Source organism: Flavobacterium araucananum (genome assembly GCF_002222055.1).
In the GTDB taxonomy this organism is placed as follows: Bacteria; Bacteroidota; Bacteroidia; order Flavobacteriales; family Flavobacteriaceae; genus Flavobacterium; species Flavobacterium araucananum.
This window is the reverse complement of sequence record NZ_MUGS01000006.1, coordinates 146,477-159,770: the sequence shown is the minus strand read 5'-3', so window position 1 is coordinate 159,770 and position 13,294 is coordinate 146,477. Positions and strand designations below refer to the sequence as shown.

11 protein-coding genes are annotated in these 13,294 nt (G+C 35.8%); 9 read left to right on the top strand and 2 right to left on the bottom strand.

Annotation, left to right across the window (positions count from 1 at the left end; all coding sequences use genetic code 11):
• Window positions 1–32: 32 nt before the first annotated feature.
• Window positions 33–911 carry an AraC family transcriptional regulator gene (locus tag B0A64_RS06400; RefSeq protein WP_089478690.1) on the bottom strand — a complete coding sequence of 293 codons (879 nt, stop codon included), beginning with the start codon at window positions 909–911 and terminating at the stop codon, window positions 33–35.
• A gap of 331 nt (window positions 912–1,242) precedes the next feature.
• Between B0A64_RS06400 and B0A64_RS06395 the strand changes: the two genes are divergently transcribed.
• The 8 genes from B0A64_RS06395 to B0A64_RS06360 all read left to right on the top strand — a co-directional run bounded on the left by B0A64_RS06395 (window position 1,243) and on the right by B0A64_RS06360 (window position 11,871).
• Window positions 1,243–2,343, top strand: coding sequence for a glycoside hydrolase family 26 protein (locus tag B0A64_RS06395; RefSeq protein WP_244285362.1), 1,101 nt, complete (start codon window positions 1,243–1,245; stop codon window positions 2,341–2,343).
• Window positions 2,344–2,626: 283 nt separating this feature from the next.
• A complete protein-coding gene (locus B0A64_RS06390; protein WP_089478688.1) occupies window positions 2,627–4,018 on the top strand; it encodes an MFS transporter in 1,392 nt (463 codons plus the stop codon).
• 29 nt (window positions 4,019–4,047) lie between these two features.
• Window positions 4,048–5,238, top strand: a complete 1,191-nt coding sequence (locus B0A64_RS06385) for a glycoside hydrolase family 130 protein (RefSeq protein ID WP_089478687.1) — start codon at window positions 4,048–4,050, stop codon at window positions 5,236–5,238.
• A gap of 6 nt (window positions 5,239–5,244) precedes the next feature.
• Window positions 5,245–6,435, top strand: coding sequence for an AGE family epimerase/isomerase (locus B0A64_RS06380; RefSeq protein WP_089478686.1), 1,191 nt, complete (start codon window positions 5,245–5,247; stop codon window positions 6,433–6,435).
• Window positions 6,436–6,480: 45 nt separating this feature from the next.
• Complete coding sequence (locus B0A64_RS06375; protein ID WP_089478685.1) at window positions 6,481–7,002, top strand: carbohydrate binding domain-containing protein; 522 nt, start codon at window positions 6,481–6,483, stop codon at window positions 7,000–7,002.
• Window position 7,003: 1 nt separating this feature from the next.
• Window positions 7,004–8,239: a glycoside hydrolase family 26 protein gene (locus B0A64_RS06370; protein WP_089478684.1), complete on the top strand. Its 1,236-nt coding sequence runs from the start codon at window positions 7,004–7,006 to the stop codon at window positions 8,237–8,239.
• Between the two features lie 220 nt (window positions 8,240–8,459).
• Window positions 8,460–9,749, top strand: coding sequence for a glycoside hydrolase 5 family protein (locus B0A64_RS06365; protein ID WP_089478683.1), 1,290 nt, complete (start codon window positions 8,460–8,462; stop codon window positions 9,747–9,749).
• A gap of 136 nt (window positions 9,750–9,885) precedes the next feature.
• Entirely contained in the window at window positions 9,886–11,871 is a 1,986-nt protein-coding gene (locus B0A64_RS06360) for a glycoside hydrolase family 97 protein (protein WP_089478772.1), read from the top strand.
• A 40-nt stretch (window positions 11,872–11,911) separates the two neighbouring features.
• Here the strand turns inward: B0A64_RS06360 and B0A64_RS06355 are convergent, their stop codons facing one another.
• Complete coding sequence (locus tag B0A64_RS06355; RefSeq protein WP_089478682.1) at window positions 11,912–12,868, bottom strand: aldo/keto reductase; 957 nt, start codon at window positions 12,866–12,868, stop codon at window positions 11,912–11,914.
• 112 nt (window positions 12,869–12,980) lie between these two features.
• Here B0A64_RS06355 and B0A64_RS06350 point away from each other — a divergent pair, with 112 nt between their 5' ends.
• The gene (locus B0A64_RS06350; protein ID WP_089478681.1) at window positions 12,981–13,169 is read left to right on the top strand and encodes a DUF433 domain-containing protein; all 189 of its coding nucleotides are present in this window, start codon (window positions 12,981–12,983) and stop codon (window positions 13,167–13,169) included.
• The last annotated feature ends 125 nt before the right edge of the window (window positions 13,170–13,294 follow it).

The following is a 13,294-nucleotide window of genomic DNA, read 5'->3' as shown; positions in this document are numbered from 1 at the left end:
AAATAATATTTGTTTCTGCAAAAAAAGTATCATTACAGAATGCGCTTTAATCCAGAAAAATCTTCTCTATATTGACTGGGCGTACAATTTTTAGTAGCCTTAAAGCTACGATTGAAGTTTGCGATATTATTAAAGCCGGATTTAAATGCAACCTCAGAAACGCTCATGTCTTTTTCTACAAGCCAACGGGCTGCATATCCTATACGAATATCATTTATATAATTGACAAAGGTTTTCCCCGTACGTTTTTTTATAAACCTGTTAAAAGAGATAATAGACATGCTTGCAACATTGGCAACATCTTCAAGAGTGATCTTTTCTGCAAAATGTTTTTGCACATATTCATACACCAGTTTCATTTTATCATAATCATCAAACGTATCATAATCTACTGTATAAGTCGAAAGCAAACGTTGATTTCTGGAATTTGCCAAATCATATAATAAAGAAGTAATTTCAAGAAAATAGTCCATACCATCTAGTTTAGAAAGCCTTACTAATCTTGGTGTTAATTCTTCGGCTACTTTTTTAGAAAATAGAATACCATGAATAGATCTGTTGAACATGTCCCGGATAGGATTCATAATACGTCTTGACAAAAAAGATTCATGAAACAAATCGTTATGAAACTGAATGGTTATTTCGTGTATTTTTTTGCTCGTACATTTATTTAATTCCCAACCGTGATATAAATTTGGACCAATCAAAACCAATTCGACATTGTCAATTTCTTCGATATTATCTCCAACAACACGCTTTACGCCTTTACCGTTTAAAATAAAATTAATCTCGAATTCCGGATGATAATGCACCGGAAAATCAAAGCTGTCTTTTACCCTGTCGAAAACTAAAAAACTATCTCCTGCGGATAACGGAGCGATTTCTCTGTAAAAATTTTTGGAACTACTCATCTTAAAAAACTATTTTAGGAAACGTTATTGGATTTTTTATTTGCAATAATATGATATATAATTGATAAAATAATATTAATTAGACGATAAACATCCTATTATCTTTGAAAAATAGAATTATCATTTTTACAAAAACAACATTGATAATAAACATTAATCATTTTTAATGCAATATCTTTTTATAGTTTTGATAATTTTAGTCCAAAAATGATATTGAATATTCGATCAGAAAATTAGTCGTTTTTTCGAGGTCATTCAATTTATAAATTTGCAGGTATTGCATTGAACAACACGTATATTCATAATGAAAAAAAACATCATAACAGTAATAATGGCAGTATTCATAGGGACTTCGTGTTCTGCTGCACCTATTGTCACTAATACTAATTTGTCACTTTCAGATAAAAAAGCAACACCTGAAACTGTTTCTTTATATAAAAAACTAAATGAACTGACTCAAAAAGGATATTTATTTGGGCATCAGGATGATCTTGCTTATGGTGTAAACTGGAAATATGAAAGCAACCGCAGTGATATAAAAGATGTTGTTGGCGATTATCCCGCAGTGTATGGCTGGGATATTGCCGGACTTGAAAAAGATGCTGTTACTAATATCGACGGAGTTCCGTTTGATAAGATGAAACAATACATTAAAGAAGCCAATGAAAGAGGCGGAATTTCTACCGTAAGCTGGCACTTTGATAATCCTGCAACCGGAAAAAGTGCCTGGGATAATACCCCAAATTCATTAAAAACGGTTTTACCCGGTGGAGAAAATCATCAAAAATTTACTTCCTGGCTAGACAAAGCTGCTACGTTCTTTTTGTCCCTGAAAGACAAAAAAGGAAAAAATATTCCAATTCTCTTCAGACCCTTTCATGAGCTTACCGGTGGCTGGTTTTGGTGGGGAAAAGGAAATTGTACTCCGGAAGAATTTAAAACGCTTTGGAAATTTACCTTTGATTATTTACAGAAAAAAGGAGTTCACAATTTAATTTACATATATAATACAGGAGGTTTTAGCTCAGAACAAGATTTTCTAACCAATTATCCCGGTGATAATTATGCTGATCTTTTAAGTTTTGATTCTTATCAGAATGCTAGTGACAAAGAAGGAAAAAAATTCATTGAGGAAGTGCAACGCCAACTTAAAATTCTAAACGAAATTGGTACCAAACAACATAAATTAATTGCGATAGCCGAAGCAGGTTACGAAGCAATTCCGGACCCAAATTGGTGGACAGGAACTTTGTCTAAAGCCATTGGTTCTTATAAAATTTCTTATGTTTTATTATGGAGAAACCACGGCTGGCAGGAGAAAGAGCAAAAAATGCATTATTATGTGCCTTATTCCGGCCAGATAAGCGAGAAAGATTTTATAGAGTATTATAAACTGGATAACACCTTATTCGAAAAAGATATTAAAAAATAAAATCAGCTTAAATCTGTGTGCAAAAAAATTCAACACATAGAAACATAGATTTTAAGTCTAAAAAAGAATACAAAAAGAAACATATTTCTTTCACATAGTTGGCTATGTTCATTTAAACAAGTGAAACGCCTTTTTTAAGTTCAAAAACCTATGTTTCTATGTGTTTAAATATCGTATTCAAAATAAAATCTGTTTTTATCCGCGTTTTTACGAAGTAAATCCGTTTTATCCGCGTCAAAAAAACACACAGAAACATTAAAATAATTAACCAAACAAAAGCCTAATGCACGACAAAATTAGTTTAAAAGAAAAAGTAGGTTACGGTCTTGGAGATGCTGCATCATCCATGTTCTGGAAAATCTTCAGTATGTACCTCCTCTTTTTCTATACCGACGTTTTCGGACTGGCGCCTGCCGTTGTAGGAACCATGTTTTTGATTACCCGAATCTGGGATTCCTGCTTTGATCCTATTGTGGGAATCATCGCTGACAGAACAAAAACCAGATGGGGAAAATTCAGACCTTATTTATTATGGGTTGCCGTGCCCTTTGCCGTAATTGGAGTGTTGACTTTTTATACGCCGGATTTTGACGAAAAAGGAAAAATAATTTATGCCTATGTCACCTATTCTGCCATGATGATGATCTATTCGTTAATCAACGTTCCGTATGCATCACTTTTGGGCGTAATGTCGTCTGACCGAAAAGAAAGAACTACTTTATCGTCTTACCGAATGGTTTTTGCCTTTGGAGGAAGTTTATTAGCGCTTTGGTTAATTGAGCCTTTGGTCAATTATTTTGGAGGAAGCCTTAATTCAAAAACAGGCTGGCTTGCAACAATTTCAGTGTTTGGAGTACTTACAACGGCTTTTTTCTGGGGTTGTTTTTTCTTTACCAAAGAAAGAGTTAAACCAATCTCTGATGAGAAAAACAATCTAAAAGAAGATCTAAAAGATTTATTAAAAAATAAGCCGTGGTGGATTTTACTGGGAGCCGGAATCGGCGCTTTAGTATTCAATTCTATTCGGGACGGAGCTGCCGTTTATTACTTTAAATATTATGTAAGCAGCAGCGTAAACTTCGATTTCTCGCTTTTTGGAACAGATTTTCACATGACACCTACTTCTATTTATCTGGTTTTAGGACAAGCGGCAAATATTATTGGAGTAATAATCGCAACACCAATTGCCAATAAAATAGGTAAAAAGAACACCTTTTTTGGCGCAATGGCTTTAGCCGCAATTCTGAGCCTGGTTTTCTATCTCTTCGGGAAAGAAGAGGTGCTGCTCATTATGAGTTTTCAGGTTTTAATCAGCATTTGTGCCGGTTGCATTTTTCCGTTAATCTGGTCAATGTATGCAGATAGTGCCGATTATTCTGAATGGAAACAAGGCCGCAGAGCAACAGGACTGGTTTTCTCTGCCTCATCAATGTCACAAAAATTTGGCTGGACCATTGGTGGTGCCGGAACCGGATGGCTTTTGGGTTATTATGGTTTTCAGGCCAATGTAGAACAAACCGCAGTAACTCAAAACGGAATTCAGTTAATGTTGAGCATACTCCCTGCGATCGCAGCCGTAATATCAGTAGCTTTTATTTTGTTCTATCCTTTATCCGAAGAAAAACTTCAAATCATAGAACAAGATTTAGACGCAAAAAGAGACCAGAGCAATTAAAATAATTATCCATACCGAAATCAAATTATATGACAACAATAACCTCTTCAGCTACATTTCAAGATAGAAAAATAGCATTAGAAAAAGAACATAAAACACTGATCGAGCTTCAAAATGCTCCTCAGGATCATGCCGGAAACGGTATTTACGAACGCTACAAACACCCGGTTGTTACTGCTAATCACGTACCGCTAAACTGGCGTTTTGACTTAGACGAGCAAACCAATCCTTTCTTGCAGGAGCGAATTGGGATAAATGCCGCTTTTAATGCCGGCGCCATGAAATGGAACGGAAAATATTTGCTTGCCGTTCGTGTAGAAGGAATCGACAGAAAATCATTTTTTGCGATAGCCGAAAGTCCAAACGGAGTAGATAATTTTAAGTTTTGGGCAAAACCGTGCGTTATCCCGCAAACCGAAGAACCGGATACCAATGTATATGATATGCGCCTTATTCATCATGAAGATGGCTGGGTTTATGGTATTTTTTGTACAGAACGAAAAGATCCAAAAGCTCCAAAAGGAGACACGAGCTCCGCTATTGCCAATGCCGGAATTGTTCGCTCAAAAGATTTGGTAAACTGGGAAAGATTGCCGGATTTAATTTCGAATACAGGACAACAGCGCAATGTGGTTTTGCACCCGGAATTTGTAAACGGAAAATATGCCTTGTATACGCGTCCGCAAGATGGTTTTATTGATGTTGGAGCTGGTGGCGGAATTGGTCTGGGATATGTAGATGACATGACAAACCCTGTCGTAAAAGACGAAAAAATCATTTTTGGAAAACACTACCATACGATTTACGAACTTAAAAATGGTCTTGGCCCTGCTCCTATCAAAACCGAAAAAGGCTGGTTGCATCTGGCACACGGAGTTCGTAACACCGCAGCAGGATTGCGCTACACTCTATATATGTTCATGACAGACCTGCACGACATTAGCAAAGTAACACACGTTCCGGCAGGACATTTTATGGGGCCTGAAGGAATCGAAAGAGTTGGCGATGTATCGAATGTTTTATTCTCAAACGGATGGATTGAAGACCATGACGGAACTGTTTATGTTTATTATGCTTCATCAGACACCAGAATGCATGTTGCAGTTTCATCTGTAGAAAAACTAGTTGATTATGTGACCAATGCACCCGCAGATACCTTTATTTCTGCCGGGTCTGTAAAAACAATCATCAGCCAGATCGAAAAAAACAATACAATTTAATTTACCGTGTCAGTAAAACTAAAGCAACTTAAATCTGAATTATCAGCAGAACTTGAAGCAATATTAAAATATTGGTCCAAACATACCTTAGACAATGAAAATGGCGGTTTTGTTGGTCAAATTGATTTCGATGAACACATAATTGCCCATACCGAAAAAGGTTCTGTTTTGAATGCCCGAATTTTATGGACTTTTTCGTCTGCATACAAACACACCAAAAACGAAAACCATAAAAAGATCGCCAAACGTGCTTTTGAGTTTCTCTCAAACCACTTTTACGATCCTGAATTTGGTGGTTTATTCTGGAGTATTAATGCTGATAAAACCCCCAAGGATACCAAAAATCAGATCTATGCTTTAGCTTTTGCCATCTACGGATTATCTGAATATTATGCTATTTCTAAAGAAGATAAAGCTTTAGAAATAGCCATAAATTTATATTTGCAAATACAAAAACACAGTTATGATCCTGTAAACAAAGGCTATTTTGAAGCCTTAACCAGAGATTGGCAACCTATCGAAGATTTACGTTTGAGCAATAAGGATGCCAACGAAAAGAAAACCATGAATACACATTTGCATATTGTCGAAGCGTATGCAAACTTGTTTAAGGTCTGGAAAGACACAACACTTCAAAGTGATATTATAGTGCTATTAGAAACTATAGAAAAACATTTTATTAATACAAAAACGGGGCATTTACGTTTGTTTTTTGATGAAAACTGGATCGAAAAACCAGATGTTATCTCCTATGGTCACGATATAGAAGCTGCATGGCTATTGTTGCAATGTGCCGAAATTTCTGAAGATAAAACTCTTATAGAAAATTATACCAAACACGCCATTCAAATGGCCGAAGTTACCAAAGAAGGAATTGATGTCGATGGTGGTTTATGGTATGAATTTGATCCTGAAAAAAATAAAATAATTGCCGAGAAACATTGGTGGGTTCAGGCCGAAGCACTAATTGGGTTTTATAATGCCTACCAATTAACAGGCAAAGAAAGCTACTTAAACATTGTTTATAAAAATTGGAAGTTTATAAAAAAATACATTTTAGACAAGCAAAATGGCGAATGGTTTTGGGGAATTGACAAGGAATACTCTTTGATCGAAAAAGACAAGGCCGGTTTCTGGAAATGCCCTTATCATAATGGTCGCGCTTGTATGGAGCTTATTGACAGAATAAAAACTTAAACATTTAGTCTCAAAAATTAATTTATTGTATTAAAAATAATAATCATGAAACAATTTCTTTTTTTTAGTTTACTATTTCTCACTACAATAACAAACGCTCAAACCAATCTGGTAAAAAATGGCGGTTTTGAAAGTGACTTAACAAATTGGCGTGGCGAAGAAATTGCTACAATCTCGCCTTATGATATAAAATCAGGGCAAAAAAGCGCTGTAATCAATCAATTTGTTGGCGAAGACTGGAAAGGCATTGATCAGATTATAAACATTCCTAAAAACACAGCTGCCTTAGAATGCAGTATCTGGATTAAATCTGAAAGTATTGAGGAGAAAAAAGAATCTTATAAAGCTGGTGTCATGATCGCTGAATTTACGGATAATAGCGAAAAGAAAATTACCTCAGAAAATATTGCCGAAGTAAAAGGAACAACCACATGGACCTTGTACAAAAAAACATTAACTGTTCCTGAAAATGCTAAGAAAATCAGGATTATGCTCGCATTGGCACAAACCAGCGGATCTGTTTATTTTGATGATATTAAAGTAATTGCTACACCAAAACAAATTTAAAATGAAAACTACTTTTCTAAAAACAGCATTTTTAAGCCTCTCGATTTTGGCAATTTCAAGCTGTTCCTCAAACGGAGAATCAAGTCCTGAAAGTATCGTTGCCCCGACAATTACGGTTGCGATTGATCCGTTGACCACCCAAAATGTTACCAATTATATGGTCGACGCAACTGCTACGAAAGAAACAATAGCTTTGTTTTATAATTTAAAAACACTTTCAAAAACCAAAGTTGCCATTGGTCAGCAAGACGCTTTTAATAGTTTTTATCAGGATAATGCAGGTGATTCTGATATCAAAAAAAATACGGGTTACGATCCTGCACTTCTGGGTTCTGATTTTATATTTATTACGGACAAAAACAATAATAACCAGGCCGATAATTGGTTTTATCAGCAGGAACAAAAAACGGTTAGCGATGTAAAAGCCGCTTACGCAAAAGGCATCATCAATACTTTTAGCTGGCATTTGAGAGAACCCAATAAAGAAGATTCTTTTTATGCTGCAGATATGACTGCTGACCAAAAAGCAACCGCTTTTAAAAGTATTTTACCCGGTGGAACCAATCATGAATGGTTCAGGAAAAAGTTGGATAAAATAGCCAGCGTAGTTTTAAATTTAAAAGGTTCAAACGGCGAATTGATCCCCATAATCTTTAGACCCTTTCATGAATTTGATGGAAGTTGGTTCTGGTGGGGAGCAAGTTTTTGCACGCCGGAGGACTATAAAACAGCTTACAAGTTTACGGTCGATTATCTAAAAAACACAAAAGGTGTTCATAATATCCTGTATGCTTTTTCGCCGGACAACTCTTATACCACAGAAACTGATTATTTAAGCAGATATCCGGGTGATAAATATGTAGATATTTTAGGAATGGATAATTATGGTGATTTTGATAATCAGGGACAAACGGGCGCTACAAGAGCAAATTCTAAATTAAAAATACTAGCTGATCTGGCAAAAACCAAAGTAAAAATTGCCGCATTGACAGAAACCGGTTATCAGGTTACAACAGCAAAAACACCAATAACAGATTGGTTTTCGACTTATTTATACAGCGCCTTAACAGCCAATGATATTCAGATTAGTTATGTAATGTTCTGGAATAATACTAAAGACGGGTATTATGTACCAAACGGTTCGGTTTCGAATACAGCAGATTTCAAGACGTTTGCTACAAAACCAAAATCGGCATTATTGAATTCTGTGCCTAAAATATACGAATTGCCAAAGTAAGATATAATCTATTTACATAGTGAGTCAGTGCGAAGAACGAAGCAAACACGCTAACAATAAGCAAACTTACTAAACTAAATGAGATTGCTTCGTTCCTCGCAATGATGAATTAAAACCGTAAACCCTAGCCCTGATAGAAATGGAAATCCTTTAATTTTTTTTCTTCAAAAAAATTAAAGATTGAAATGGATAGCAGGATTAGCTCCAAAAAAAATAACCAATGAAAAATAGATTTCTTAAAACTCTTGGATTAGCTTTAATTTTTTCTGCGATCGCTTGTCAGGCGCAGGAAAGAATTACAGTAAAAGGAACGCAATTTTACAAGGGCAATAAACCGTATGCTTATATTGGTACCAATTATTGGTACGGAAGTTTACTGGCTTCTAAAAAAGTAGGCGATAGAAAAAGATTACTTCGTGAACTGGACCTGATGCAGAAAAACGGAATCGATAATTTAAGGATCCTTGTTGGCGGTGATGGCGGAAAGTATGATTTTACGGTTCGTCCGGCGTTGCAATATGAACAAGGAAAGTATGACAACGACTTGCTAGACGGGCTGGATTTCCTGATCAATGAAATGAGCAAACGCAAGATGTATGCCGTTTTGTACTTGACAAATAACTGGGAATGGTCTGGCGGAATGTCGCAATATCTGGAGTGGAATGGCAAAGGTGCGGTTCCGGTTCCGGCGATCCCGCCCAATACATGGCCGCAATTTATGTCGTATACAGCGCAATTTCATAGTTGTGCGCCTTGCATGCAAGCATTAGAAAATCATGTGAAATTTATTATGGGCAGAACCAACAAATATTCTAAAAAGAAATATACTGAAGATAATACGATTATGGCGTGGCAAGTAGGGAATGAACCCCGAACTTTTACGCCCGAAAACGAAGCAAAATTCACAAAATGGCTTAATAATATTGTGGATTTAATAGACCGTTTAGACAAAAATCATTTGGTTTCTACCGGTTCTGAAGGAAAAAACAGCTCGAACGATAGCATGGAAATCTTTGAAAGAACCCACAAAAATCCGAATATTGATTATCTGACGATGCACATCTGGCCTAAAAACTGGAATTGGTTTAAGGCGGATAATGCCGAAAAAACGTTGCCAACAACGCTCGAAAATGCCGGAAAATATATCGACGATCATATAAAAGTCGCCAATAACTTAAAACGACCAATTATTATCGAAGAGTTTGGTTTGCCAAGAGAAAACGAAAGTTTACTGGCAAGTTCATCCGTAACAAATAGGGATATTTTTTATAACTATATTTTTAGCCGCGTGGCAGAAAGCGTTAAAAATAATGGTCCGTTGCAGGCAGCAAACTTTTGGGGATTTGGTGGCGAAGGCAAAGCAATTAATAAAGACGGAAAATGGAATCCGGGCGATCCATTAACAACAGATCCGCCGCAGGAACCACAAGGTTTAAATTCTGTTTTTTCGAGTGACAAATCGACTTTGGATATTGTAAAAAAATATAACTTAGAGCTACAAAAAAAATAATTTAATTTTTACGCTATTAGTAATATAAGTTCATTTAAAAAGTACTGCCCTTATTTTTTAACACATAGAAACATAGTTTATAAAGTTTAAACTAAAATGAACTTACATCACTTATATGGTTACAAAACATTCCAACATGAAAAAAATATTTCTTGGTCTTTGCCTTTTACTCCTAAATATTTCTTTTTCGCAAAAGAAACAGAATTTTACTCTGACTTCTCCAAACGGGAAAATCGAAATTAAAATTGCTGTAAATGATTCAATAAGCTGGGCAATTTCTCATGAAAAAGAGGTAATTCTGGCTCCGTCGACAATGTCAATGACTTTGGACGAAAATGTGGTTTTAGGACAAAACGCGGTAGTTTTAAACTCAAAAAAAGAAAGTATTGATGCTTCGTTTGATACGCCGTTTTATAAAAAGAAAGCAATCCAGAACAAGTACAATCAGCTTACTTTGAATTGCAGGAATGATTACAGCATCGAATATCGTGCTTTTGATGATGGTGTTGCCTATCGTTTTAGTACTAAAAAGAAAAAAGAAATTACCGTAAAGTCAGAAAAAGTTGTTTTAAATTTCGATCAGGATTACCATACATTAATGCCTTATGTTCGGGATTTAAGAAACCCAAAAGATCCTTACATTTCCTCTTTTGAAGCTCATTATGAAAATAAAAAAATAAGTGAATTTTCTAGAGATACTCTGGCTTTCCTTCCGTTTCTAATTGATTATAAAAACCATAAAAAAGCGGTTTTTCTGGAAGCGAATCTTGACGATTATCCGGGATTGTTTGTTACCAATAATAGTTCTAAATCTGGTTTTGAATCTCGTTTTTCTAAATATCCTTTGCAGGAAAAAAACGGAGGTTTCAATACTATCAACCGTTTGATTACCCAACGAGCAGATTATCTGGTAAAGACAAAAGGAACACGGAGTTTTCCGTGGAGAATTATTGTAATCTCTCAAAACGACAAGGATTTAGCTAATAATGATATGGTTCAGAAATTATCTGAGCCTTCAAAAATAAAAGATATTTCGTGGATAAAACCCGGAAAAGTAGCCTGGGATTGGTGGAACGACTGGAATATTTACAATATCGATTTCAAAGCCGGAATTAATACGCAAACCTATCAATATTACATCGATTTTGCCTCAAAAAACAAAGTCGAATATGTGGTTCTGGACGAGGGCTGGAGTCTCGAAGACGATATTATGAAACACAATCACAATGTAGATCTCGAAGCTTTGATCGCTTACGGAAAAGAGCGAAACGTTGGAATTATTTTGTGGAGTTCGTGGATGGCTTTGACAAAAAATACCGAAGGGATTTTTAAAAATTATGCCAATCTGGGAATCAAAGGATTCAAGGTCGATTTCTTAGATCGTGATGATGCCAAAATGGTCAATTCCGTTTATGATATTGCACAAAAAGCCGCAGATAATAAATTGCTTTTAGATTTTCATGGCATGTACAAACCAACCGGAATTCAAAGAACTTTTCCGAACATTCTGAATTTTGAAGGTGTCAAAGGATTAGAAAATAATAAATGGACACCCAATGATGATGTTCCGTTATACGATTGTACCATTCCGTATATCCGCATGATGGCCGGACCAATGGACTATACGCCGGGTGCTATGCGCAATGCGACTAAAAGCGAATTTAAACCCAGTCATTCTAACCCCGTAAGTCAGGGAACAAGATGCCATCAGTTAGCGCTTTATACTCTATTTGAAGCGCCTTTGCAAATGATGGCCGATAGTCCGACAGCGTATATGAAAGAACAGGAAAGTACTGATTTTATAGCCAAAATTCCAACCACTTTTGATGAAACAGTTGCTTTAGACGGCGAAGTAGGAAAACTTGTTTCAATTGCCAGAAAAAAAGGTGATATCTGGTATTTAGGGACCATTACAAATTGGGATTCCAGAGAAGTTACTATTGATTTTTCTTTTCTGGAAAAAGGAAAAAAATTCGAAGCCACGATTTTCTCCGACGGATTAAACGCTGATAAAGCGGCAGTAGATTATAAAAGAGAAATTATAACCGTTGATGCTACAACCCAATTAAAATATAAATTGGCAAGTGGCGGCGGATTAGCAATGCTTATTGAACCCAAATAAAAAATAAACCCGACAGATTAAAAACCTGTCGGGTTAAAAATTATGATAGTATCTTTTCAATCGCATTCAATTCATCTTGCGTAAACTCTAAACCTTGCAAACAATCAATATTATTATTTAATTGTCTCACAGAACTTGCACCTATTAAAACTGATGTAATTCGTTTGTCTTTTTGCAACCACGCCAGTGCCATTTGTGCCAGAGATTGATTCCTGTTTTGCGCAATTTCGTTGAGCTGTACCAATTTCTGAATACGTTCTTGCGTAACCTCATCTTCTTTTAAATGTCCGTTTGGGTTATGCGCTCTTGAATTCTCCGGAATTCCGTTTAGGTATTTATCCGTTAAAAGTCCTTGTGCCAAAGGCGAAAACGCAATGCAGCCAACTCCTTTTTCTTCCAGAACGTCCAGTAAACCATTTTCTACCCAACGCTCTAACATCGAATATTTGGCCTGATGAATCAAACAAGGAGTTCCCAATTGTTTTAAAACATCAACTGCTACTCTGGTTTCTTCTGCCGAGTAGTTACTGATACCTACATACAATGCTTTTCCGCTTCTTACAGCATAGTCAAGCGCCATCATGGTTTCTTCAATTGGCGTTTCGGGATCAGGACGATGCGAATAAAAAATATCTACATAATCGACTTTCATTCTTTTCAGACTTTGGTCTAAACTTGATAGTAAATATTTTCTTGAGCCCCAATCGCCATAAGGTCCGTCCCACATTGTGTAACCTGCTTTTGTCGAAATGATGATTTCATCGCGTAAGTTTCCCTGAAAATTATGCCATAGAATTTTACCAAAATTAGTTTCGGCAGATCCCGGAACGGGTCCGTAATTGTTTGCTAAATCAAAATGGGTAATTCCTTTATCAAATGCTTCAACCGCAATACTTTCGGCATTTTCAAAATTATCTACTGATCCAAAGTTGTGCCATAATCCTAAAGAAATTTCAGGTAACAGTAACCCGCTTTTTCCACATCTGTTGTATTTCATTATTTTAGTTTAATGGTTGAGAGTTTATAGGTTTTAAAGGTAAAAACAATCACATTTATTTTAAAACCAAATTAGCATTAAATTTGTGTAAATTTGTATAAATAACAAAATTATGGATCATAACTGGCAAAATTTAATTTCTATAAATCCGGATATCAGATTTGGTAAACCTATTATTACTGGAACCAGAATTTGTGTTTCGGATATTCTTTCCTGGTTGTCTACAGGAATGTCTTTTGAAGAGATTATTGAAGATTTTCCTGAATTAAAAAGGGAACATATTCTTGCAGCATTAGCATAATCTCGCAAAGAAAAGGTGCCAAAGTTTTTTTTAAAAAAGTTAAGATTGAGTAGTATCCAGCTTTAGCTGGATGGAAATATAAACACAATCGAAAGGGCTTTAGCCAAACTTTATTAGTTTGGCTA

Excerpts from the sequence above, each read along its gene's own strand:
- B0A64_RS06365 (WP_089478683.1), top strand. The coding sequence starts at position 8,460 with ATGAAAAATAGATTTCTTAAAACTCTTGGATTAGCTTTAATTTTTTCT.
- B0A64_RS06390 (WP_089478688.1), top strand. The coding sequence starts at position 2,627 with ATGCACGACAAAATTAGTTTAAAAGAAAAAGTAGGTTACGGTCTTGGA.
- B0A64_RS06360 (WP_089478772.1), top strand. The coding sequence starts at position 9,886 with ATGAAAAAAATATTTCTTGGTCTTTGCCTTTTACTCCTAAATATTTCT.
- B0A64_RS06355 (WP_089478682.1), bottom strand. The coding sequence starts at position 12,868 with ATGAAATACAACAGATGTGGAAAAAGCGGGTTACTGTTACCTGAAATT.
- B0A64_RS06375 (WP_089478685.1), top strand. The coding sequence starts at position 6,481 with ATGAAACAATTTCTTTTTTTTAGTTTACTATTTCTCACTACAATAACA.
- B0A64_RS06385 (WP_089478687.1), top strand. The coding sequence starts at position 4,048 with ATGACAACAATAACCTCTTCAGCTACATTTCAAGATAGAAAAATAGCA.
- B0A64_RS06395 (WP_244285362.1), top strand. The coding sequence starts at position 1,243 with ATGGCAGTATTCATAGGGACTTCGTGTTCTGCTGCACCTATTGTCACT.
- B0A64_RS06400 (WP_089478690.1), bottom strand. The coding sequence starts at position 911 with ATGAGTAGTTCCAAAAATTTTTACAGAGAAATCGCTCCGTTATCCGCA.
- B0A64_RS06350 (WP_089478681.1), top strand. The coding sequence starts at position 12,981 with ATGGATCATAACTGGCAAAATTTAATTTCTATAAATCCGGATATCAGA.
- B0A64_RS06370 (WP_089478684.1), top strand. The coding sequence starts at position 7,004 with ATGAAAACTACTTTTCTAAAAACAGCATTTTTAAGCCTCTCGATTTTG.